Below are 22,446 nucleotides of genomic sequence, written 5' to 3' on the forward strand. Positions count from 1 at the left end.
TGTTTCGACCGCGGTCGAACCGTCGTCGTCCAAAACCAGCCGACGAGGAGACCGGCATGACCATCACCTGCTTTATCCGCTACGAGATCGACCCGTTCGGCAAGGCGGCGTTCGAGCAATATGCACGGGCCTGGGGCCAGGCCATTCCGCGCTGCGGCGCCGACCTGATCGGCTATTACGCCCCGCATGAAGGCTCGGCCACCACCGCTTACGCCGTCTACAACATCGAGAGCCTCGCGGCCTATGAGGCCTATCGCGCCCGGCTTGCCGCCGACCCGGCGGGCAAGGCAAATTACGAATTCGCGCGGCGCGAGAAATTCATCTTGAAGGAGGACCGCGTCTTCCTGAAGCTGGTGTCCGGGCCGCATGGGCCGAGACAGGTCTTTCGTACCGACGTGGTTGTCAAGGAAGGGGTCGAGACATGATCGCTGTCATCTTCGAGGTGGAGCCGGCGGAAGGCAAGCGCGATGCCTATCTCGGCATCGCCGCCGAGCTTAAGCCGCTGCTCGAGAGCATCGACGGCTTCATCTCGGTCGAGCGCTTCCAGAGCCTGACCGATCCCAGGCGGGTGCTGTCGCTGTCCTTCTGGCGCGACGAGGAAGCGGTGAAAGCCTGGCGCAACACCGAGGAGCACCGGCAGGCGCAGAAAGCCGGGCGCGGCGGCATCTTTGCCGGCTACCGTCTGCGCATCGCCCATGTCATGCGCGACTATGGGATGGAGGAAAGGGCCGAGGCGCCGCAGGATAGCCGCGAGGTGAACGGGTAGGCTCCCCCTTCTCCCCTTGTGGGAGAAGGGGGATCGGCGCGCAAGCGCCGAGACGGATGAGGGGTGGTCCAGCGGAGTGAGACGCTTGCTTTCCCTGGAGCACCCCTCATCCGTCGCCTTCGGCGACACCTTCTCCCACAAGGGGAGAAGGGGAGCGCCGGCGCTACGCATTGCCGATCAGCACGCCCGCCCCGAACACCAGCGCGCCGCCCAGCACCACCTGGAAGGCGGCGCGCCAGAAGGGGGTCTGCATGTAGCGGTTCTGAACGAAAGCAATCGCCCAGAGCTCGAAGAACACCACCACGGCCGCCACGGCAGTGGCCGTCCAGAAATGCGGGATCAGATAGGGCAGCGCGTGGCCGAGACCGCCCAGCGAAGTCATCAGGCCGACGGTCAGCCCGCGCTTGAGCGGCGAGCCGCGCCCCGACAGCTTGCCGTCGTCGGAGGCGACCTCGGTGAAACCCATCGAGATGCCGGCGCCGATCGAGGCGGCGAGGCCGACCAGGAGCGTCTGCCAGGTGTCGTGCGTGGCGAACGCCGCGGCGAAGATCGGCGCCAGCGTCGACACAGAGCCGTCCATCAGCCCGGCCAGCCCGGGCTGCACATAGGTGAGGATGAACTGGCGCTGCTCGGCCGTCGCCTCCTCCACCTTGACGGTTCCCGGCACATGCTGCTGTTCCAATTCATGGGCCGAGCTTTCATGACCCTGCTCGGCCGCGGCGAGGTCATTGAGCAGCTTGCGCGTCGAGGCATCGGTGGTGCGCTTGGCCGCCTCGACATAGAAGCGATAGGCCTGCCGCTCCATTTCCTCGGCCTGCCGCCGCACATGCTCGATGCCGAGCGGCCTCACCAGCCAGTCCGGCTTGCGCTCGAAATAGCCTTTCACATGCTCGCGTCGGATCAGCGGGATGCGCTCGCCGAAGCGCTTGCGGTGAAGCTCGATGAGCGAATCGCGATGGCCGTCCTCTTCCTCGGCCATCGCCTCGAAAACTTTTGCCGATTGCGGAAAGTCCTGCGCCAGGCCATCGGCATAAGCGCGGTAGATGCGTCCGTCATCCTCCTCGGAGGAGATCGCCAGCGCCAGGATCTCCTGCTCCGAAAGCGAATCGAAGGAACGGCGGCCGAAGCCGAAAACACGGGAAAGCATGATGGGATCACTCTAGTTTAGAATTGTTCTAAACTATGATCTTGGCAGTTGAAGGTCAATTGCCAACGGCGCGGGCTGCGGGCGCGCGAACGCTGATCGCGCGAGGCCAAACCCTTCATTATTGCCGAATGTTTGCCTATATAACTGACCGCCACCGAAATTGAAGGACGCCCGGCATGACGGACAAGAAGCCCCCGCACGCATTTGACGCCAAGCCGGTTCTCGATCTCATCGCCAGCATCGAGGCCGACCTGCAGCGCCTGAAGGGTCTTGTCGAGGAACAGCTCGATAAATTCGACCCGGCCAACCCGCACAACAAGACGCCGGACGGCAAGCTGACCGAGGAAGGCGCCGAGTGCTGCTACCGCATGTTCGACGAAGGCAAGTCGCGCTACACGGTTTCGCAGCAGATGAAGATATCCTTCGCCGCCGCCACCCACCGCTTCAACTCCTGGCGCAAGCTGGGCGGCAGCAAAAGGACGAAGACGCTGCTGGGGTGAATCTGCGCTTTCGTCATCCTCGGGCTTGACCCGAGGATCCATGCCGTGACTTCTGCCGTAGAATGCGGCGGTGCAGAACAATCGTTCCAAATTCGCTGTAAAAAGCGACCCAATTCTGGTCCGCTTTCGCGCGTCACGGACGTTACGGCATGGATTCCAGGGTCTGCGCGCGTCGCTCCGCTCCTTGCTCCGCCCTGGAATGACGAAGGTGACAGCCGCTGGCGCATCTTCCAAAACCTTGTCTCCATCACATTTTTTCGTTGGCGCGACGCCTCGGTTTGCGTGCACCATGACGGTGCTCATCCCGCGAGGCCCATCATGCTCACCCTGCCCGGCATCTCCGACATCCGCGCCGCCGCCGACCGGCTTTCCGGCCTGATCGTCGAAACGCCGCTCATCGAATCGCCCGAGCTCAACGAGCGCTATGGCGGCCGCATTCTGTTCAAGCCCGAGACGCTGCAGCGAACCGGCTCCTTCAAGATTCGCGGCGCCTATAACAAGCTGTCTACCCTGAGCGAGGAAGAGCGCGGCCGGGGCGTCGTCGCCTTCTCGTCCGGCAACCACGCGCAAGGCGTGGCGGCCTCGGCCGCCATGTTCGGCGCCAAGGCGGTGATCGCCATGCCGGCCGATGCGCCGGCGCTCAAGGTTGGCAATGTCCGCAAGATGGGCGCCGAAGTGGTCCCGTTCGATCGCTACAAGGACGACCGCATGACGGTCGTTCGCCCCTATATCGAAAAGGGCATGGCGCTGGTGCCGCCCTTCGACGATCCGGCGATCATCGCCGGCCAGGGCACGATCGGCCTGGAACTGATCAAGCAGGCGAAAGCGCTTGGCGCAGCGCTCGACGCCGTCGTCGTTCCTTGCGGCGGCGGCGGCCTGTCGAGCGGCATTTCCGTCGCGGTCAAGGACGCTTCGCCGAGCACGCAAGTTTGGGCGGTCGAGCCGGAGCATTTCGACGACACGCGCCGCTCGCTGGCCAAGGGCGAGCGGGTCGCGAACGAGCCCGGCCACAGCTCGATCTGCGATGCGCTGCTCACCGCCGAGCCGGGCGCCATCACCTTCGAGATCAACCGCCGGAATCTCGCCGGCGCCATCGCCGTCTCCGACAAGGCGGCCGCCCAGGCGATGCGCGACGCCATGGCCCATCTCAAGCTGGTGGTCGAGCCCGGCGGCTGCGTCGCGTTTGCCGCGCTCTCATCCGGCGAGATCGACCTTGCCGGCAAATGCGTTGCCGTGGTGCTCTCCGGCGGCAATGTCGATTTCGGCACCTATGCGGAGATCATGGCGGCGGCTTAGAGGCGCGGCCTGCACGCGAGAATCGTTGTGATCCTTCGCGCCCCCCGCTGTCCCGCCAGCCTTAGGCTTTTGTGCGCAAGATTTTCCGTGATCTCAATCCAGCGTTCGCCTGAAGCGCACCAGCGCTACCCCGGCAAACAATGCCACGAACACGACCAGCCAGCCGACTTCCGTCGCCACCGCCGGCAGCTCCGCCCCTTTCAGCATGACGGCGCGGGTGATGCGCAGAAAATGGGTCAGCGGGAAGATCTCGCCAAAGGTCTGCGCCCAGCCCGGCATGCCGCGATAGGGGAACATGAAGCCCGACAGCATGATCGAGGGCAGGAAGAAGAAGAAGGTGAGCTGCAGCGCCTGCATCTGCGTGCGCGCGATCGTCGAGATCGTGTAGCCGAGCAGCACCAGCGACAGCACGAACACCAGCACGGTCGACAGCAGCAGCGACAGCGACCCCATGAAGGGAATGGCAAACAGAAGCTTCGCTGCCGCCAGCACCACCACCACCTGCACTGCGCCCACCACCAGGTAGGGCAGCACCTTGCCCATCATGATCTCGAGCGGGCTCGACGGCATGGCCAGCAGGTTTTCCATCGTGCCGCGCTCGGTCTCGCGCGTCAGCGCGATCGAGGTCATCATCACCATCGTCATCTGCAGGATGACGCCGAGCAGGCCGGGAACGATGTTGTATTGCGATATGCCCTCGGGATTGTAGCGCCGGTGCACGACGACATCGAGCTGGCCGCGCGCCGCCTCCTTGGCCGTTTCCTCAGTGCCCTGTGCCCTGAGCAGCGCCTGGCCGGCCACAGTGCTCAGCGTCGAGATCGCGCCGCTGGCCACCGCCGGGTCGGTGGCGTCGGCCTCGATCAGGATCTGCGGGTTGTCGCCGCGCTCGACGCGGCGGGCGAAATCGGCGGGGATGGTGACGACGAAGGAGACGTCGCCGCGCGCCATCAGGAACTCGGCTTCCGCCGCACTTTGCGCGACATGGTCGAAGCGGTAGTAGCCGGTGGTCTGCAGCGCCGAGACCATCGCCCGCGTGTAAGGGTCGCTGCTGGTCGCCACCAGCGCGGCCGGCAGGCTCTTCGGGTCGTTGTTGATCGCATAGCCGAACAGCACCAGCTGGATCAGCGGCACCCCCAGCATCATGGCGAAGGTGATGCGGTCGCGCCGCATCTGGATGAATTCCTTGATGAGCAGCGCGCCCAGCCTGGCGAAGGAGAAGACCGCTTTCATGCCATATTGTCCTTCGAGCCGGCCATGAACTGGATGAACACATCCTCGAGGCTGGTCTCGCCTGGCTTCACGGTGACGCCCTTGTGTTCCTTCTCGACGTCGGCCAGCGCCTTTTCGAGCGCCGCCTTGTCGGAGCCGACGACATGCAGCGTCGCGCCGAACGGCGCCACCTGGTCGACGCCGGGCCTGCCTTGCAGCGCCTCGGCCACCTGGTCGAGCCGCGGCCCCTGCAAGACGAAAGTGGTCAGCCCGGCATTCTTCACCACCTCGTCCACGGTGCCGGTGGCGAGCATCTTGCCGTAGGAGATGTAGCTGATGCGGTGGCAGCGCTCGGCCTCATCCATGTAGTGGGTGGAGACGAGCACGGTCAGCCCGCCGCCGGCGAGGCGATGGATCTCGTCCCAAAACTCGCGCCGCGCCTTCGGATCGACGCCGGCCGTCGGCTCGTCGAGCAGCAGCAGCTTCGGCTCGTGCATGATGCAGGCGGCCAGCGCCAGCCGCTGCTTCCAGCCGCCGGAAAGCGTGCCGGCCAACTGGTTGCGGCGGCTGGCCAGGCCGAGATCCTGAAGCGTGCGCGAGACATACTCCTCGACCGGCCTCAGCCGGTAGAGCCGCGCCACGAATTCGAGGTTCTCGCCGATCGTCAGATCCTCGTAGAATGAGAATTTCTGCGTCATGTAGCCGACTTCGCGCTTGATCTTGAGCGCGTCGGTGCGGATGTCGAAGCCCAGCACCGTGCCGTCGCCTTCGTCCGGCGTCAAAAGCCCGCACATGATACGGATGGTCGTCGTCTTGCCTGAGCCGTTCGGCCCGAGGAAGCCGACGATCTCGCCTTCGGCGACCGTCATCGTCACATGGTCGACGACGGTCTTGTCGCCGAAGCGCTTGACCAGGCCGCGAACGTCGATGGCGTTCATTGCCCGAGATCCGCAAGATCGACATCGACGATCTGGCCGGGCTGCAGCGGTCCCGCATCACCCTCCGGCCGCGCCTCGACGAGATAGACCAGCTTCTGCCGGTTCTCCAGCGAGTAGATCACCGGCGGCGTGAATTCGGGGTCGGGCGAGACATAGCTGACGCGTGCCTTCAGTCCCGTCCCGCAGCCGTCGCAACGGACGTTGAGCTCGGTGCCGACCTTGACCGCCGAGAACGCGCTTTCGGGCACATAGACGCTGAGCTTCACGGCGCCGTCCGGCAGCATCGAGATCACCGGCGCGGTCGGCCCGGCTGTGTCGCCTGGATTGCGGATGACGTCGTTGACGCGGCCAGGCGAGGGCGCCGCCAGCACCCGCTTCGACAGCCGCCACTCGGCCTGCTCCAGGGTCGACCGCGCCTGCTTGACCTGGTTGTCGGCGGCCTTGATGGTCTCGGCCCGCGCCGGCAGATTGCCGACGGCGAGATTGGCTTCCGCCTGGCCGACCTGGGCGTTGGCGGTCTCCAGCGAAGCCGAGGCGGTGTCGTAGTCGGCCTGGGTGCCGGTGCCGCGCTTGTAGAGGTCGCTGGCGCGGTCGTATTTGCGCTTGGCGTCGGCCGCCTGGGCTTTGGCCATGTCGACCTCGGCCTTGAGCACGGCGATTTCCTCGGGGCGCTTGCCGACCTGAAGGTCGGCAAGCTGCGCCTGCGCCTGCGCAAGCGCGGCTTTAGCCTGCGCAACCTCGATCTTGGCGTCGGCGTCTTCCAGCGTCGCCACCGCCGTGCCGTTCTCAACGCGGTCGCCGCGCCGAACCGTCACCGTCGCCACCTGGGCCACTTCGATCGGCGCCATCAGCACATATTCGCCTTCGACATAGCCGACGGCCAAAGGTGCGGCCGGCGCGCAGGCGCCGAACAATTGGGCCGCGAGCGGCAGCGAACAGAGAAAGCTCATGATTTGCCCTTCTTGCCGGCGGCGGCCCCCCGCGCGGCCAGCATTGCCCTGAGATTGTCGGTTGCGACCGCCACCACCTTGGCGGCCTCTTCATTGCCGATGTCGCGCCAGCCCATCCGGCGCATCACCGCCTCGCGGCCGATGCGGAAATAGATGACCTGGCCGATCATGGTGAAGACGGTGAGCTTGGTCGCTTCGCTCTCGGCCGGCTCGCCGGTCGCCTGTTCCCAGACCTGGCACAGCCGCCGGTGCGTCGGCTCGAACACGCCGGCATAGATGCGGTCGAGCGCGGCCGTCGGATGCGAGAGCTCGCGAAGTACGAATTGTACGATCTCGCCGGCCTGCGGACTGGCCACGATGAAACCCACCATCCGCTCGAGCGCCGCGAAAAGCTGCGCCCGGGCTGCTTCCGGGTCCAGGGGAGCCGTTGCTTGCACGCCGCCCAGCGCCTGGCCGGCAATTCCCTGGATGGTGTCGACGATGAAGTCGGCGGCGGCGGCGCGCAGGCCCTCCTTGCCGCCGAAATGATAGGCGATGGAACCGATATTGGCCTTGGCCTCGGCCGCGATCTCCCGCGTCGAGGTGCCGTCGAAACCCTTTCGCCCGAACAGCCTGAGCGCCGCGTGGACAAGCGCCGCGCGCGTTTGATCGGCGGTGCCGACCTCGCGCTGCGGCCTTCTTGCGATTGATCGTTTGTTCATACCTACACTTTAATCAATCGATTGATTAAAGTCAAATTTGGGCTCGACTCGGCTTGCCTTCCTGGCCCTCACAGGCTTTAGTGCCCGGCCATGAGCAAGGAAGTCGAGCGCAAATTCCTGGTCTCCAGTCCCGCCTGGCGCGGTGAGGTCGAGGCGGAAATCCGCATTCGTCAATTCTATGTCGCCGCGCAGCCCGGCCGCACGGTGCGGGTGCGCATCAGCGACGGGCGCTCCGCCAAGCTGACGCTGAAGTTCGGCGACAGGGCGCGCGAGCGCGACGAATTCGAATATTCGATCCCGCTTGCCGAGGCCGAGGAATTGATGGCGTTCGCCGTTGGACGTGTCATCGAGAAGACACGCCACCATGTTAGACACCGCGGCTATCTCTATGAAGTCGATGTTTTCGGCGGCAAGCTCGCGGGGCTGGTGATCGCGGAGTTGGAGACGCCGGAGGACGTATCTGACGAAATGCTGCCCGACTGGCTCGGTCGCGAGGTCACCGGCGAGTCGAGGTTTTACAACGCGTCGCTGGCCCTCGGGGGGATTCCGGAGATCGCCGCATGAGCTTCCGCATCGATCCGCGCTTGCCGCTGACCGGCGAGGTCAGGCGCATATTGGCCGACGAGATCGGCAAGGCAGTCGCTCATCTCGAGATGGCGCGCGAGAAACCGGAGCAGGGACTGCACAAATGTCGCAAGCGGCTGAAAAGCGTGCGCGCCTTGCTGCGCCTGGTTCGTTCCGGAGACGAACCGTTCTGCCAGACCGAGAACGAGTGTTATAAGCAGGTGTCGGCGCTGCTGGCCGGCCCGCGCGAGGCGACCGCCTTGATCGAGACCGTCGACCGCTTGGCCGATGCCTTTCCGGAACAATCGGCAGGCGGCGGTCTCGACCCCGTGCGCGAGCGGCTGGTGCTGCGCCAGCACGAGCTCCACGCCGGTCCGAGCCTCGACGCGGCCATCAATGCGGGGATCGCCGCATGCCGGGAAGGCCTGGAGCGCATCGACAGGCTGACTTTGCCCGACCAGCCGGAGCAGGCGGCCGATATACTGGCCGACGGCGCCCGCGCCACCTTGCGGCGGGCGAAGAAGGCGCTGGACAAGGCGGAATCACGCGGCGCGGCCGACGATTTTCACGACCTGCGCAAGGCGGCAAAGACCCACGCCATGCATCTGTCGCTGCTCGGCCGCCTGTGGCCGACGCCGATCAAGGCGCGCCGCAAGGCGGTCGACAGGCTCGGCGAGCAGCTCGGCGAATTGCACGACGTCTTCGTCATCTGCGCCCTGCTCGACGCCGAAGGCGAGCCGCTCGGCCCCGCCGACGAGACGAAGCTTCTGCGCAAGCTGCTGAAGCGTGCCGAAAAGAGCCTGGCCAAGGCCTGCCTCGCCGATGCCGCCGAGCTGTTCGGCGACAGCCCCAAGCGCTCGGCCAGGAGATTGGCCCGCAAGGCGCGCGATGATCTCGCCGGACCCCAGGAAGAAGCAAAGGCGGCTTAGCGCGGCGTGTCTCCTTCTCCCCTTGTGGGAGAAGGTGGATCGGCGCGGAGCGCCGAGACGGATGAGGGGTGGCCCAGCTTGGCCAACACGCTCGTTAGTCGCTGATGTCTCATTCCCTGGAACACCCCTCATCCGTCGCCTTCGGCGACACCTTCTCCCACAAGGGGAGAAGGTGAAGGCGCTACGCCGGCAGCGCTCGTTTCTCCTTCGCCGCCCTGGCGCCCGCATCCCTCGGATGCGGCCCGATCGGCATGATCGCCGGAAACGGCGTCGCGCCGAAGGCGAAGGTCCATTTGTAGCCGGTGAGCTGGTCCTCGGGCGTGGTGTGCTGGTCGTGATGGGCAAGCAGCCTGGCGCGTTCGGCGAGCTCCTCGGCCTCGCGGCGCAGCATCTCGGCCGTTTCCGGCCGCATGCGCCTGGAAAAGCTGATGAAGGTCGCGGCCTGCTCCATATGGCCGATCGCCCAGCCGATAAAGTTCTTGTTGGTCATCTCGAAATGCGGCTTCAGCGGCCCCTCGAAATCCCACTGGATCGGCGCGTCGATCAGTAGCCTTGCCGACAGGCCGCGCCCCAGCGCCACCAGCCCGAGCTCCTCGAGGTCGCGCAGGTAGAGGAACATCGAAGCTTCGCTCAGGCCTTGCGAGCGCATGATGCCTTCGGGCGTGAACTTCTCCGACAGCATGACGAAGACGAAGAGCAGCGCCGGCCGCGCCGCCAGCCGGCGCTCGATCTCCGGCGCGACGCGGTTGGCCGGACCCGGCCCGCGGTTCATCGCGCCGAGCACGTTCTCCAGCTCGACATCGGCCGCGGCGCAGATCTCCATCAGCCGGTCGAGCTTGCAGTTCTTCTCATGGAAGATGCGCTTCACCGTCGGCTCGGAAACGCCCATGCGCTCGGCCAGCGTCCGGTAGGTCAGGCCCTTGGCCTTCAGCGTCCGTTTCAGCGCCTCGAAGATCGGACCGTTCATGGACTGCGCCTCATTCGCGCGAATTCGTATTGAACTGCGATACTAGTCTCGTTCCGGCTTCCAGGAAAGTATCGAAAATCCTAGCTCTCTGCCGTCATCACCGGAGAGCACCCATGAAACACCTCATCGCTTCAACCGTCTTCGCCGCCATCTCCGTGTCCGCCGTGCAGGCCGGCGAGCTCTGGCGGGCCACCGGCTTCGAGCAGCCGGAATCCGCGCTTGTCGATGCCGCCCACAACCGCATCGTCGTCTCCAACATCGTCGGCAATCCCGGCGCGGCGGACGGCAATGGCTATTTGTCGCTCTTGTCGATGGACGGCAAGGTCGTCTCTCGCCGCTGGGTGGACGGCATGGACGCGCCCAAGGGCATGGCTATCGCCGGCGGCAAGCTCTACGCCGCCGACATCACCAAGGTGCGCGTCGTCGATCTCGCCAGCGGCAGACTGGTCGAGACCATCGATGTGCCCGGCGCCGTTTTTCTCAACGACATGACCGCCGACAGTGCCGGCAAGGTCTATGTCAGCGACATGCAGGCCGACACGATCTACCGCATCGACGGCGACAGGCCGGAACTGTTCGTCAAGGATGCGCTGCTCGCTTCGCCGAACGGCGTGTTCGCCAATGGCGGCAGGTTGATCGTCGCGTCCTGGGGCAAGGACATCAACAGGACCGATTTCAGCACCGCCGAGCCCGGCGGCCTGCTGTCCGTCGACCTTGCCACAAAGAAGGTCACGCCGCTGCCCGGCGCCCAAAAATTCGCCGATCTCGATGGCGTCATCGCCATTGGCGACACCATCTACGCCACCGCCTACATGACCGGCACGCTCTACGGCTACAAGCCCGGCGGCGCGTCGACGGTGGTAGCGACCTTCAAGCCGGGCAGCGCCGATATCGGCACGGACGGCGAAAGGATCTTCGTGCCGCTGATGGGCGAGGGCGAGGTCGTGGGGCTGTCACTGGATTGAGCATGTCGTGGCGGAGAGCATTGCAACGCCGGCGGGACAGCGTTTCGCATCTCGGCACTCAGCGATGAGGCGAGCTTTTCGCCTCGCCGCTCGATATTGGACCGCCATGTCGGTGCGGCTGCCATCTGGTTTCGCCACCCGCTCCGGACTATTCGGCGGCAACCCTCATGTGAGCAAAGCCGTGAACACATCCAGCCTGAACGGCGCCGTTTCACCGACGATCCCGGTGCTCGTCTGCGCGCTGGCGATCTTCCTGCTGTCGGGCATGGATGCGGCGATGAAGTCGCTGGTCATCGCGGTCGGCGTCTACAATACGGTGCTATGGCGCAGCATGGTCGCGATCGTGGTCGCGGGCGCGGCCTGGTCGATGGGGCCGCGCTCGAAACCGACCCTCCCGGTGCTCGGTCTGCATGCGCTGCGCGCCGTCATTGTCGGCATCGTCCTAGTCTCGTTCTTCTGGGGTCTCGCCAGGCTGCCGCTCGCCGAAGCCATAGGCCTGAGCTTCGTCGCGCCGTTGTTTGCACTTTTCCTCGCCGCATTGCTGCTGGGCGAGCGCATAAGGCGGCAGGCGGTGTGGGCGTCGCTGGCCGGCATCGCGGGCGTCTTGATCATACTGGCCGGCCAGTTCGGGCAGGCAGGCCATTCGCAGGATGCGCTTTGGGGTACGGTCGCCGTGCTCGTATCGACGGTCTTCTACGGTTACAATCTGATCCTCGCTCGACGACAGGCACTTCTGGCCAAGCCGGTCGAGATCATGCTGTTCCAGAATATCTTCGTCGGGATCATCCTTGGTTGCGCGGCGCCCTGGCTTGCGATCGCGCTGCCGAGAGAACTTTGGCTCCCCTTGGCAGGCGTTGCGATGCTGTCGCTTGCCGGCCAGTTCCTGATGAGTTGGTCCTACGCCCGCGCCGAAGCGCAATATCTCATCCCGACAGAATACTCGGCCTTCATCTGGGCGATCGCGCTCGGCTGGTTCTTCTTCGGCGAGAAGGTGGCCTGGACCACGCTGGCGGGCGCATGTCTCATCGTCGCCGGCTGCCTGATCGCCGCACGGGCCAGCCCCAAGCTTGCCGAGCCGATCGAAGCGACCGTTTGAGCAGGGCGCCTACGCCGTCTCCGCTTTTCCGCCCAGCTGCGCCCGCGCGTCACGGATCGAGGCTGCATAGGTCACCAGCGGCCGCTTGACGCCATGGCTTATCAGGGTGCGCCTGACTTGCGACGAGGCGCCCGCGATGATGAAGCGTCCTCCGGCGCGCCTTGCGTTGTTCGCCGTGCTTTCGATGACGTTTGCCGCGGTCGAATCGAGGAAGGGCACAGCCGAGCAATCGAGGATGAAGTTCCTGTGCTGGTCGGCGATACGGTCCAGCACGGTCGCGATCGTTGCCGCAGCGCCGAAGAAGAACGCCCCCGATATGCGATAGATGACGGTATCCGGATCGGTGGCGGCGGCGAGGTCATAGGCAACGCGCCCGCCATTTGCGGCGTCGGCGCGGTCCTCCGTCACCGGCGGGACATGTGCCTCCACCTCGACCGAACGCGCCATCCGCCCGATGAACAGCAGAGCGCCCAGCGCAAAGCCGACCACGATGCCGGTAGTGAGGTCGCGGAAGATGACGAGTCCGAAGGTAACCAGAAGCACCAGGGCGTCGCCCCAGGACGATCGGATCAGCGCCAGGAAGGCGGGCTTCTCCACCATGTTCCAGGCCACCGTGGCCAGCACCCCGGCAAGCGCCGCCAGCGGGATGTAGCTGGCAAGCGGCGCAGCCACCAGCATGAACAGCAGCAGGAAGGCGGAATGGAATATTCCCGACAACGGTCCATGCGCGCCCGCGCGGATGTTGGTCGCCGTGCGCGCGATCAGTCCAGTCACGCAGATCCCGCCGAACAGCGCCGAGCCGATATTAGCGATGCCCTGTGCCACCAGTTCGCAGTTGGAGCGGTGCCGTCGTCCGGTCATACCGTCCGCGACCACGGCGGAAAGCAGCGATTCGATTGCTCCGAGCAGAGCGAAGGAAATTGCGTCGGGCACCACGGAGACGAGCTTCTGCGCATCCAGCGCCGGAAGAGCCGGATCCGGCAACATCCGCGGAATGCCACCGAATTGCGTTCCGATCGTCTCTACGGGAAGACCGAGAAGCGTCGTCGCCAGCGAGGCCGCCGCCACCGCGATCAGGAGGCCCGGCCACGAAGGGCGCCAGCGCTTCATGGCCACGATGATCCCTATCGTCAGCGCGGCGAGCGCAATGGCCGCCGGGTTTGCCGTTCGGGCCGCCTTGCCGAGCGCGATAAGCCGCGGCAGCAGGTCGCCTGGCTCCTTGCCCGGCAGCGTCAGGCCGAACAGGTCGTGCAACTGGCTGGACAGGATGATGACGGCGATGCCCGCGGTGAAACCCACCGTCACCGGATACGGAATGAACTTCACATAGGCGCCGAGCCTCAAATAGCCGGCCGCGAGCAGGAAGACGCCGGCCATGAGCATTGCCAGGATCAGCCCGTCGACACCGTGCCGGTCGACCGTCGAGGCCACGACCACGATGAAGGCGCCAGCGGGCCCGCCGATCTGGAAACGGCTGCCGCCAAGCGCGCCGACTATGAAACCGCCGATGATCGCCGTAAACAGTCCGCGCTCGGGCTCCACATGCGAGGCGATCGCGATCGCCATCGACAGCGGCAACGCCACGATGGCGACCGTCAGGCCGGCGATCACATCGGCCCTCAGCTGCTTGAGGTGGTAGCCCTCGCGCAGCACCGTCACCAGCTTTGGTGTAAACAGCTCGGCGAAGGTCGGCCGTGCTTGGTGGTGAATTGCCCGCCGCGCCTGATCCATGAACTGCTTCCGCTCCACAGGGCGGCGGGATCGTCGGCTGGATGTCGGCGGTCGCCGTCGCGATAAACCGTTGCGACGCCGCATCGCTGCCCGAAAACCGGCAACGGTTCCCGAGACGGACACGGTTGCGGCTCAGCCCTGCGGGTTCTGCGCCACGGTGGCCTTGAGGCGCACGCCCCTGCCGCCGCGTTCGCTGGTCTGGTTCTCGCCGATCAATTCCACCCCGGCCTCATCGAGGGCATGGATGACCTTCATCAGCGTGTCGACGACGCCTCGCACGACGCCCTCGCTCGCTTCCATACGCTGTATCGTCGGAAGCGAAACGCCGGCGCGCTCGGCAAGCGTTCGCTGGTCGATACCGGCCAACGCCCTTGCGGCGCGCATCTGCGCAGCAGTGATCATCGGCCAGAACCTTTGTCTGAGTCTGCGATATCAATGGATAATACAATCATAGTGATGTTTCAAGTATCATTTAATGTGGATGAGACATTGGTTATTCGCTATCCTTGACGACTTTGCGTCGCTGCAGCAGCCGCGCCGCAAGCCAGCACAGCATGGCCCAGGCAAAGCCCGCGCACCAGCCTGCAAGCACGTCGGAGGGCCAATGCACGCCGAGATAGACGCGGCTGGCGCCGACCAGCACGGTGGTGAGCACAGCAAAGCCGAGCACGAAGACCTTGGTCGTCCGGTCCGGCAGGAAGCGGGCCGCCAGCGAGCCTAGCGTCAGATAGGTCACGGCCGACAGCATGGCATGCCCGCTGGGGAATGAGAGCGAGGTCTCGGTGACGAGATGCGAGACGAGATCGGGCCGCGGCCGGTCGACCTCGAGCTTGAGCAGGCTGGAGAGCGCTTGCCCGCCGGCGACGGCCGCGAACATGAACAGGGCTGTCGAAGGTCTGCGGATCAAGAGCAGATAGAGGATGGTCGCCGTCGTGATCAGCACCAGCACAGCGGTGCTGCCCAGCGCGGTGACATCGCGCACCGCGCCCTCCAGCCAAAGCGGGCCGATCGGACTGTCCGGCTGCCCGGCATGGCGGAAGGCGAGCAAGATTTCCGTGTCGAAGGCGTGCGGGGTCGTGGCGCGCGCCAGTTCGATGAGTTCCACCAGGCCCCATAGCCCGCCGGCAATCACCAGCCCGGCCAGCAGCACCGGGAATTCCAACTTGTTGAGGAGCGCGTTGGCGGTCGATTTCATTCGAGCCCTCAGGTCCAGCTACAGCCGCTGCATATAGGGCCCGAGCGTGATCAGCGCGACCGCGGCGATCGCCAGCACCATGCCGATCGCCTGCAAGGCATTGAGCCGTTCGCCGAAGAAGGCGAGCGCCACGACATTGACCGCGACGAGCTGGATCACCGCCGACAGGCTGAACGATACCGACATGCCGAACTCGCGCACCAGTCTCAGCATGATCAGATTGCCGGCCGAGTAGAGCGCCAGCGTCAAAAGGAGCTTGGCCAAGCTCGGCGCCATCCCCCATTGCTTGGCCGCCGTCGCCGCCAGCAGGAATATCACGGTCGAAATGCCGAGCTGCGCCAGTCCCCAGAAACTCACCTTGCCGTCCCTTTTTTGAAGCGCCGTCGCCACGCCGGCCAGCCCTTGTTTCCGAAGCGGGCGATGCCGTCAAGCTGACCGCAGCGAAGCGCGGGCGCTCAAGGGACTGAAGCCGGGTGTCGCAAAAGCCGCCGCGAGCCGGCAAACAACTATTGCGGTTCTATCACGGCAGTGTCACGAAAATGTGATCGGCGCGCTTTAGGGGTCGAAAGGTCAAAATCCCCAGCCACTCAGAAGCCAGAGGACAAACTCATGACCGTGACCCCTGAGACCCGTTTCCGGACCAGCCAGCTCGAGGAAAATGACGGCCCGCCGGTCAACCCGACCGACAACAGCACCATGGGCGAGATCATCGCCGCGCGTTTCTCGCGCCGCGGCTTTCTCATGGGTTCGCTGGCCGTGTCGGCCATCGCCGCCACCGTCAGCCCGCTGGCGCTGATTGCGGCCGACGAGGCGCGCGCCGCTGAGGCTTCGGCCTTCAAGTTCGACGAGCTCGAAGCCGGCATCGACGACAAGCACCATGTCGCGCCCGGCTATGACGCCGACGTGCTGTTGCGCTGGGGCGATCCGCTGTTTGCCGATTCCCCCGACTTCGATCCGCTGAAGCAGTCGGCCGAAGCCCAGGCAAGACAGTTCGGCTACAACAACGACTATGTCGGCTATATTCCGATCGACGGCTCGGCCGAGCACGGCCTTCTGGTCGTCAACCACGAATACACCAATCCGCATCTGATGTTCCCCGGCATCGTCTCGGTCGTCGAGAAGGACGGCAAGAAGAAGGCCGAGGTGGCGCCGCTCTCGAAGGAGCAGATCGATGTCGAGATGGCCGCGCATGGCGGCACCATCGTCGAGATCCGCAAGCAGGACGGGAAGTGGCAGGTGGTGCGCGACGGCAAGCTCAACCGCCGCATCATGTCGACCACCGAGATGGCGCTGTCCGGCCCGGTCGCCGGCCATGACCGCGTCAAGACCAATGCCGATCCGTCCGGCACCAAGGTCTTCGGCACGCTCAACAACTGCGCCGGCGGCGTCACGCCATGGGGCACCTATGTGATGGCCGAGGAGAACATCCACGGCTATTTCTCGGGCGAATTGCCGGAAGGCCACAGGGAAGCGGCCAATTACAAGCGCCTCGGCATCCCCGAAGGCGCCTATGAGTGGGGCGCGCATTACGATCGCTTCAACCTTGCCAAGGAGCCGAACGAGCCGAACCGTTTCGGCTGGATCGTCGAGGTCGACGTCAATGATCCCAATTCCGTGCCGAAGAAGCGCACCGCCATGGGCCGCTTCAAGCATGAGGGCGCCGAATCGATCGTCGCCAAGGACGGCCGCGTCGTTTTCTATCTCGGCGACGACGAGCGCTTCGACTATGTCTACAAATTCGTCACCAAGGGCATTTTCAACCCGAACGACCGCGCCGCCAACTTGGACCTGCTCGACGACGGCACGTTGCATGTGGCCAAATTCGCCGAGGACGGCTCGGTCGAATGGATGCCGATCGTTTTCGGTCAAGGCCCGCTGACGGCGGAGAACGGTTTTGCTTCCCAGGCCGACGTTCTCATCGAGACGCGCCGCGCCGCCGACCTACTCGGCGCCACCAAGATGGACCGGCCGGAGGACATCCAGCCCAATGCCGGCAACGGCAAGGTCTATGTCATGCTGACCAACAATTCCAAGCGCAAGGCCGAGCAGGTCGACGCCGCCAATCCGCGCGCCGAGAACGCTTTCGGCCACATTATCGAGATCGTCGAGGACGGCGGGGATTTCGCCGCCACCAAGGGCAAATGGGAAGTGCTGTTGAAATGCGGCGATCCGTCCGTTGCCGATGTCGGCGCCACTTTCTCGACCGCGACCACCGCGCATGGCTGGTTCGGCATGCCGGACAATTGCGCCGTCGATTCCGCCGGGCGCCTGTGGGTCGCCACCGACGGCCAGGGCCCGAAGGCCACCGGCCGCACCGACGGTCTCTGGGCGGTCGATACCGAGGGTGCCGCGCGGGCAACGTCGAAACTGTTCTTCCGCGTGCCGATCGGCGCCGAAATGTGCGGCCCGCTATTCGCGCCGGATGACCAGACAGCTTTCGTCGCCGTTCAGCACCCGGGCGACGGCGGCGAGGACTGGGAAGGGTTCGGCCGCCCGTCCTACTACGAGGATCCGTCGACCCGCTGGCCGGACTTCAAGCCGGACATGCCGGTGCGGCCGTCGGTCGTTGCGATCACGAAACAGGGCGGCGGCAAGATCGCGGTGTGACCTCTTGTAGCTGAGACGTCGAGAGGGAGGATTTCGATCAAATCCTCCCTTTCGTCACTCCGCGCGTTGGACCATGGCCATGTTCATCTTGCTTCTCAAGCGGAAGCCGATGGACTCGTAAAGCCTGATCGCCGCAGCGTTGCTGTCATAGGCGTGCAGGTATGGAACGTCGCCGCGTGCCGCGATCCGTCCGGCCGCGAACACCGACAGCAGGCGGGCAAGGCCGCCGCCGCGGAAATCCGGATGCGTGCACACGCCGCTGAGTTCCGAGTATCCGGGCTGCTTCATGCGCTCGCCGGCCATTGCCGCCAGCCTGCCGTCGATCCTGATGCCCCAGAAATCGCCGAGGCTCAGCGCCTCCAGCGTGAAGGGACCGGGCCTGGTGAGCGAGGCGAGCGCCAGCATTTCCGCCGCGTCCCTTTTTGTCAGCTGCCGGATGCGCTCATCGGACGCCGATGGCATCGGCGCTTCGGCGATCATCTGCACCAGCGGCGCTGCCGAGATCGCGGAGATTTCCGGCGGCAGGGCGATCTCATCCGCCTGAACCAGGATGGCTGTTTCGCCCGACGGGAGAAGCCCGGCCAGAGCTTGCAGGCTGTCCGCATCGTTGGCGGCAGTGGCAGCGAAAGGCACGATCGACGGACGATATCGCCTGGCAAGGTCGCCGCCTTCGGCGAAAGCCTGGTGCCGCGTGGCAAGCGCGCTCCAGATGGGGCGGTCGAGAATATGTTTCATGATGCGGCCAGCTTGGCGTTTTCGACGCGGCGATGGAGCGGCGTTGCGGCAAGACGATCCTCGATTGCCGCAAGTTGGCCGAGCAGCGGCCCGGAAAGATCGGCGCACAGATCCGCCACGGCATTTTCGATGCTCGGCCAGATGTCCCGCTTGGCCTGGTCGACCAGCCGCCTGCCGTTGCGGCTCAGCGAAACGATCCTGCGCCGCTGGTCTTCTTCCGAGGGGTTGACCTCGACAAGCCCCAGCTCAGCAAGCAGCGCCACACTGCGCGTCACGCCGGGCTGGGCGATGCCCAAGGATTGGGCCAGCTCGCCGACCGGCAGCGGGCCCAGCCTGTCGAGCGCGGCGAGCAGCGGGTACTGGCTCGACTGGATGCGCATGTCCAGGCGGTCGAGCACGCGCTGCGTGTCGGCCTGCAACTGCTCGCCTATACGCTTCATCCGGCTGCCGAGGCACAGAAAGCCGAGGGATCGGAGAACGTCTTCCATAGCAGCCTCGTCGCATATTAATAACTTGATATATAACAATATATGGAAAATATCAAGCCGATCTTTCGCATGTCCGTTGCGGCAGCCGATGAGCGACAGCACCGCCTTCGGACGTTTGCCCTTCATTCGCGGTCAATTGCATCCTATATCGCGTTGACGCACGCGGCCCGCAGCGGTCGCCAGCGATTCGCGACCTGAGGGCGGCAGGTCATCCATTCTTGGCACGCGGAGCTCATGGCGCCCCTGCGCATCTATTTCGACAGGCTTCTCGACGCCGTGGCACCCAAGGTCCCGCGACGCGACCTGACGGACGACGAACGCCTGGCGCTGGTGCGCCGTTACGGCGATTTCTCGCTCGCCTATTCGACGGCCGTGCAGCAGAAACTGTCCTATTTCAGCGATGGCGACGGCTACATCGCCTTCGGCACCAAGATGAGCCATCATTTCGCGCTTGGCGATCCGGTGGCAGACCCGGCCGACCGTCCGGCCTATATCAAGCGCTTCGTCGAGACCGCAGGCAGCCCCTGGTTCGTCCAGGTCGGCGCCGACACGGCCAAGGTGCTCGCCGGCCTCGGCTACCAGGTCAATCGCCTCGGCATCGACACCAGGCTGCCGCTGCCCGCGCATAATTTTTCCGGCAAGCGCAACGAGACCGTGCGCTATTCCGAGCGCTGGCTGACGAAGAAGGGTTTTACCCTCACCGAGGACAAGGGCGACGGGCTGCAGGACGAGATCAAGCAGCTTTCCGCCGACTGGCGCAAAGAGCGCATCATCAAGCGCTGGGAAATGGGTTTCCTCAACCGTCGTTTTTCCGAAGAGATCGGCGCCGACATGCGCCGCTTCCTCCTGCACGGACCTGAAGGCCGGCTTCTCGCCATCCTCGACTTCGATCCGTTGTTTCGCGACGGCAAGGTCATCGGCTACACCACCTCCTTCAAGCGCAAACAGGTCGATGCGACGCCACATGCCGAGATCGGCCTGACCAAATTCGCCGTTGACCGCTTTCGCGAGGAGGGCGTCTCACAGGTGACGCTCGGCCTCTCGCCGCTGCTCGACATCGAGCCGAGCGGCTTCGCCGAATCGAGCTTCTGGCGCGGCACCTTTCAGCGCGCCTATAACTCGTCCTGGGTCAACCGCTCGCGCTTCAACCTGCAGGGCCAGGCGGCCTTCAAGCGCCGCTTCCACGGCGTCGAGGAGCCGACCTATATCGCGTTCCGCAAAGGGACCTTCGTGGAAATGCTGGGCCTGCTGCGGCTGATCAAGGCGGTTTAGGCAGGCGCTTTCTCTCCCCACTTGGTCTACGCTATGCACATATCTTCTGTGACTGGCGTGACTGATCGACCTGAGGCTTGATTGCCAGGTGGTTCCCCCAATCCGTCGCTGCTTCGCAGCGCCACCTTTCCCCCCTCCGGAGGGAAAGGAAGGGAGCGTTGCTGACCAGCATTGACGGCAAAAAGCTTGGCGCCTTTCCTCTACCCCGTCGATCGGGGGAGGTGGCTCGGCGAAGCCGAGACGGAGTGGGGGTCGACCAGCGCTACATTGGACAATGCATGCGCCAAGCTGCCATGCACGCTATCGCCAAAGACCAGTCGCTTTGAAAGGTGTGCATGCCGTAGCCCACTGCGTGGGGCGAGGAACTCCGTCAGTTCCTCAACCGATAGCCCGTCTTGAATATCCACGCGACGATCGCGATGCAGATGGCCAGGAACATCACCGTCATGCCGAGGCTGACGCCGACCGAGACGTCGGCCTTGCCGTAAAAACTCCAGCGGAACCCGCTGATCAGGTAGACGACCGGATTGAACAGCGTGATCGTCTTCCAGATGCCGGGCAGCATGTGGATCGAATAGAAGCTGCCGCCGAGGAAGGTGAGCGGCGTGACGATCAAAAGCGGCACCAGCTGCAGCTGCTCGAAGGTCTTTGCCCAGATGCCGATGATGAAGCCGAACAGGCTGAAGGTCACCGCGGTCAGCACCAGGAAGGCAACCATCCAGAAGGGGTGCTCGATCCTGAGCGGCACGAACAGCGCCGCGGTGGCCAGGATGATCAGGCCGAGCATGACCGACTTGGTCGCAGCACCCCCGACATAGGCGATGATGATTTCCAGGTAGGAGACCGGCGCCGACAAAAGCTCGTAGATCGAGCCGACGAATTTCGGGAAATAGATGGCGAAGGAAGCGTTGGAGATCGACTGCGTCAACAGCGACAGCATCATCAACCCCGGCACGATGAAGGCGCCGTAGGCAATGCCGTCGATCTCGGTGATGCGTGAGCCGATGGCCGAGCCGAAGACGACGAAATAGAGCGATGTCGAGATGACCGGCGAGATGATGCTCTGCAGCACCGTGCGGAAGGCGCGCGCCATCTCCACCCGGTAGATCGCCCATACCGCGCGCAGGTTCATGGCTCTTGCCTCAGAAGATTGACGAAGATCTCTTCGAGCGAGCTGTTCTTGGTGTCGAGGTCGCGGAACTGGACGCCGGCCGCCTCGAGGTCGCGGATCAGCGAGGCGACGCCCGGACGGTCGCTCTGGTTGTCATAGGTGTAGGTGAGCTGGTTGCCGTCGTCCGACAGCTCCAATGAATAGTGCGACAGGCCGTCCGGAACGGCGGCAAGCGGCGCGCGCAGCTCCAGATTCATCTGCTTGCGGCCGAGCTTGCGCATCAGCTCGGCCTTGCCCTCGACCAGGATGATCTCGCCCTTGTTGATGACGCCGACGCGGTCGGCCATCGCTTCGGCCTCTTCGATGTAATGCGTGGTGAGGATGATGGTGACGCCGTCCTCGCGCAGGCGCCGCACCATCGCCCACATGTCCTGGCGCAATTCGACATCGACACCGGCCGTCGGCTCGTCGAGGAACAGCACGCGCGGCTCGTGCGACAGCGCCTTGGCGATCATCAGCCGGCGCTTCATGCCGCCCGACAGGGTGATCGCTTTGGAATCCTTCTTGTCCCACAGCGAGAGGTCGCGCAGCACTTTCTCGACGAAGGCCGCGTTGGGCGCCTTGCCGAACAGGCCGCGGCTGTAGTTCACCGTGGCCCAGACCGTCTCGAAGGCGTCGATGGTGAGCTCCTGCGGCACCAGCCCAATCAGGCTGCGCGCGGCGCGGTAGTCGCGGCCGATGTCGTGGCCGCCCACCGTGACAGTGCCCGACGAGCGGTTGACGATGCCGCAGACGATCGAGATCAGCGTCGTCTTGCCGGCGCCGTTGGGCCCGAGCAGCGCGAAGATTTCGCCGCGCTCGATGTCGAGATTGATTTCCTTCAGCGCCTTGAAGCCGGTGGCATAGGTTTTCGTGACACCGGAGATCGAGATGATGGATGACATGCTGAAATACGGCCGGCTGGAAAAGGTGATCTCATATAGGTCGGATGCCGCCGGGTGCAACTGTCAATCGCCGCTGCTGCTGACAGTTCTGGACAGGGAGCGCCCAACTGGCCGCCTTGCCAGACCAGGTATACCGGCCGCGGCGACTGGAGCGCCGCCGCCCACGACAGATTCTTTCCCGATTTACGCCACGGCATGCACACAAGCGGCTGGTCTTTGGCGATAGCGTGCATGGCAGCTTGGCGCATGTATTGGCTAATGTAGCGCTGGTCGACCCCCACTCCGTCTCGGCTTCGCCGAGCCACCTCTCCCCCGATCGACGGGGTAGAGGAAAG

24 protein-coding genes are annotated in these 22,446 nt (G+C 64.7%); 10 read left to right on the forward strand and 14 right to left on the reverse strand.

What is annotated here, in order from left to right:
• Positions 1–56 precede the first annotated feature (56 nt).
• Both LB515_RS23790 and LB515_RS23795 read left to right on the forward strand, forming a co-directional pair.
• Positions 57–425 carry an NIPSNAP family protein gene (locus LB515_RS23790; RefSeq protein ID WP_140847103.1) on the forward strand — a complete coding sequence of 123 codons (369 nt, stop codon included), beginning with the start codon at positions 57–59 and terminating at the stop codon, positions 423–425.
• A complete protein-coding gene (locus tag LB515_RS23795; RefSeq protein WP_140847106.1) occupies positions 422–766 on the forward strand; it encodes an antibiotic biosynthesis monooxygenase family protein in 345 nt (114 codons plus the stop codon). The genes LB515_RS23790 and LB515_RS23795 overlap by 4 nt, the downstream gene beginning before the upstream one ends.
• A gap of 163 nt (positions 767–929) precedes the next feature.
• On the opposite strand, the gene mbfA is transcribed toward LB515_RS23795, so the two are convergent.
• Complete coding sequence (mbfA, locus tag LB515_RS23800) at positions 930–1,913, reverse strand: iron exporter MbfA (RefSeq protein ID WP_140847109.1); 984 nt, start codon at positions 1,911–1,913, stop codon at positions 930–932.
• A 176-nt stretch (positions 1,914–2,089) separates the two neighbouring features.
• On the opposite strand from mbfA, the gene LB515_RS23805 reads away from it, so the two are divergent.
• Together LB515_RS23805 and LB515_RS23810 are read left to right on the forward strand one after the other, a co-directional pair.
• Positions 2,090–2,413, forward strand: coding sequence for a hypothetical protein (locus tag LB515_RS23805; protein ID WP_095770189.1), 324 nt, complete (start codon positions 2,090–2,092; stop codon positions 2,411–2,413).
• A gap of 318 nt (positions 2,414–2,731) precedes the next feature.
• The gene (locus LB515_RS23810; RefSeq protein WP_224709153.1) at positions 2,732–3,709 is read left to right on the forward strand and encodes a threonine/serine dehydratase; all 978 of its coding nucleotides are present in this window, start codon (positions 2,732–2,734) and stop codon (positions 3,707–3,709) included.
• Between the two features lie 93 nt (positions 3,710–3,802).
• On the opposite strand, the gene LB515_RS23815 is transcribed toward LB515_RS23810, so the two are convergent.
• From LB515_RS23815 to LB515_RS23830, 4 genes are read right to left on the reverse strand one after another with little or no spacing between them, the layout of a single operon-like run.
• Positions 3,803–4,939 carry an ABC transporter permease gene (locus tag LB515_RS23815; protein WP_224606533.1) on the reverse strand — a complete coding sequence of 379 codons (1,137 nt, stop codon included), beginning with the start codon at positions 4,937–4,939 and terminating at the stop codon, positions 3,803–3,805.
• Entirely contained in the window at positions 4,936–5,856 is a 921-nt protein-coding gene (locus LB515_RS23820; protein ID WP_095770115.1) for an ABC transporter ATP-binding protein, read from the reverse strand. The genes LB515_RS23815 and LB515_RS23820 overlap by 4 nt, the downstream gene beginning before the upstream one ends.
• The gene (locus LB515_RS23825; RefSeq protein ID WP_224709154.1) at positions 5,853–6,806 is read right to left on the reverse strand and encodes an HlyD family secretion protein; all 954 of its coding nucleotides are present in this window, start codon (positions 6,804–6,806) and stop codon (positions 5,853–5,855) included. The genes LB515_RS23820 and LB515_RS23825 overlap by 4 nt, the downstream gene beginning before the upstream one ends.
• Positions 6,803–7,507 carry a CerR family C-terminal domain-containing protein gene (locus LB515_RS23830; RefSeq protein ID WP_224709155.1) on the reverse strand — a complete coding sequence of 235 codons (705 nt, stop codon included), beginning with the start codon at positions 7,505–7,507 and terminating at the stop codon, positions 6,803–6,805. Before LB515_RS23830 ends, LB515_RS23825 begins: the two co-directional genes overlap by 4 nt.
• A 90-nt stretch (positions 7,508–7,597) precedes the next feature.
• Here LB515_RS23830 and LB515_RS23835 point away from each other — a divergent pair, with 90 nt between their 5' ends.
• Both LB515_RS23835 and LB515_RS23840 read left to right on the forward strand, forming a co-directional pair.
• A complete protein-coding gene (locus tag LB515_RS23835; RefSeq protein ID WP_224606543.1) occupies positions 7,598–8,071 on the forward strand; it encodes a CYTH domain-containing protein in 474 nt (157 codons plus the stop codon).
• Positions 8,068–9,000 (forward strand): CHAD domain-containing protein, encoded by a 933-nt coding sequence (locus LB515_RS23840; protein WP_224709156.1) that lies wholly within the window; start codon positions 8,068–8,070, stop codon positions 8,998–9,000. Before LB515_RS23835 ends, LB515_RS23840 begins: the two co-directional genes overlap by 4 nt.
• A 181-nt stretch (positions 9,001–9,181) precedes the next feature.
• Here LB515_RS23840 and LB515_RS23845 read toward each other — a convergent pair whose 3' ends face one another.
• Complete coding sequence (locus LB515_RS23845; protein ID WP_263490386.1) at positions 9,182–9,967, reverse strand: helix-turn-helix domain-containing protein; 786 nt, start codon at positions 9,965–9,967, stop codon at positions 9,182–9,184.
• A 113-nt stretch (positions 9,968–10,080) separates the two neighbouring features.
• On the opposite strand from LB515_RS23845, the gene LB515_RS23850 reads away from it, so the two are divergent.
• Both LB515_RS23850 and LB515_RS23855 read left to right on the forward strand, forming a co-directional pair.
• The gene (locus LB515_RS23850; protein WP_224709157.1) at positions 10,081–10,932 is read left to right on the forward strand and encodes an ATP/GTP-binding protein; all 852 of its coding nucleotides are present in this window, start codon (positions 10,081–10,083) and stop codon (positions 10,930–10,932) included.
• 169 nt (positions 10,933–11,101) lie between these two features.
• On the forward strand, positions 11,102–12,028 hold the full coding sequence (locus LB515_RS23855) for a DMT family transporter (protein ID WP_224709158.1): 927 nt from the start codon (positions 11,102–11,104) through the stop codon (positions 12,026–12,028).
• Between the two features lie 9 nt (positions 12,029–12,037).
• Here the strand turns inward: LB515_RS23855 and LB515_RS23860 are convergent, their stop codons facing one another.
• The 4 genes from LB515_RS23860 to LB515_RS23875 form a co-directional block, all read right to left on the reverse strand.
• On the reverse strand, positions 12,038–13,759 hold the full coding sequence (locus LB515_RS23860) for a SulP family inorganic anion transporter (protein ID WP_224709159.1): 1,722 nt from the start codon (positions 13,757–13,759) through the stop codon (positions 12,038–12,040).
• A 132-nt stretch (positions 13,760–13,891) separates the two neighbouring features.
• Positions 13,892–14,161: a helix-turn-helix domain-containing protein gene (locus LB515_RS23865; protein WP_140847140.1), complete on the reverse strand. Its 270-nt coding sequence runs from the start codon at positions 14,159–14,161 to the stop codon at positions 13,892–13,894.
• Between the two features lie 91 nt (positions 14,162–14,252).
• Positions 14,253–14,954 (reverse strand): phosphatase PAP2 family protein, encoded by a 702-nt coding sequence (locus LB515_RS23870; RefSeq protein WP_224709160.1) that lies wholly within the window; start codon positions 14,952–14,954, stop codon positions 14,253–14,255.
• Positions 14,955–14,972: 18 nt separating this feature from the next.
• Positions 14,973–15,311 (reverse strand): hypothetical protein, encoded by a 339-nt coding sequence (locus tag LB515_RS23875; RefSeq protein WP_140847158.1) that lies wholly within the window; start codon positions 15,309–15,311, stop codon positions 14,973–14,975.
• 252 nt (positions 15,312–15,563) lie between these two features.
• Between LB515_RS23875 and LB515_RS23880 the strand changes: the two genes are divergently transcribed.
• Entirely contained in the window at positions 15,564–17,561 is a 1,998-nt protein-coding gene (locus LB515_RS23880; RefSeq protein WP_224709161.1) for a PhoX family protein, read from the forward strand.
• A gap of 54 nt (positions 17,562–17,615) precedes the next feature.
• Here the strand turns inward: LB515_RS23880 and LB515_RS23885 are convergent, their stop codons facing one another.
• Together LB515_RS23885 and LB515_RS23890 are read right to left on the reverse strand one after the other, a co-directional pair.
• Complete coding sequence (locus tag LB515_RS23885; protein ID WP_224709162.1) at positions 17,616–18,296, reverse strand: GNAT family N-acetyltransferase; 681 nt, start codon at positions 18,294–18,296, stop codon at positions 17,616–17,618.
• A complete protein-coding gene (locus tag LB515_RS23890) occupies positions 18,293–18,784 on the reverse strand; it encodes a MarR family winged helix-turn-helix transcriptional regulator (RefSeq protein WP_224709166.1) in 492 nt (163 codons plus the stop codon). The genes LB515_RS23885 and LB515_RS23890 overlap by 4 nt, the downstream gene beginning before the upstream one ends.
• A gap of 234 nt (positions 18,785–19,018) precedes the next feature.
• On the opposite strand from LB515_RS23890, the gene LB515_RS23895 reads away from it, so the two are divergent.
• Entirely contained in the window at positions 19,019–20,056 is a 1,038-nt protein-coding gene (locus LB515_RS23895) for a phosphatidylglycerol lysyltransferase domain-containing protein (RefSeq protein WP_224709163.1), read from the forward strand.
• A gap of 370 nt (positions 20,057–20,426) precedes the next feature.
• Here LB515_RS23895 and LB515_RS23900 read toward each other — a convergent pair whose 3' ends face one another.
• Together LB515_RS23900 and LB515_RS23905 are read right to left on the reverse strand one after the other, a co-directional pair.
• Complete coding sequence (locus LB515_RS23900; RefSeq protein WP_224611717.1) at positions 20,427–21,188, reverse strand: ABC transporter permease; 762 nt, start codon at positions 21,186–21,188, stop codon at positions 20,427–20,429.
• Entirely contained in the window at positions 21,185–22,111 is a 927-nt protein-coding gene (locus LB515_RS23905; protein WP_224532627.1) for an ABC transporter ATP-binding protein, read from the reverse strand. The genes LB515_RS23900 and LB515_RS23905 overlap by 4 nt, the downstream gene beginning before the upstream one ends.
• Between the last annotated feature and the right edge of the window lie 335 nt (positions 22,112–22,446).

Source organism: Mesorhizobium sp. CA15 (assembly GCF_020165215.1).
Lineage (GTDB): Bacteria > Pseudomonadota > Alphaproteobacteria > Rhizobiales > Rhizobiaceae > Mesorhizobium.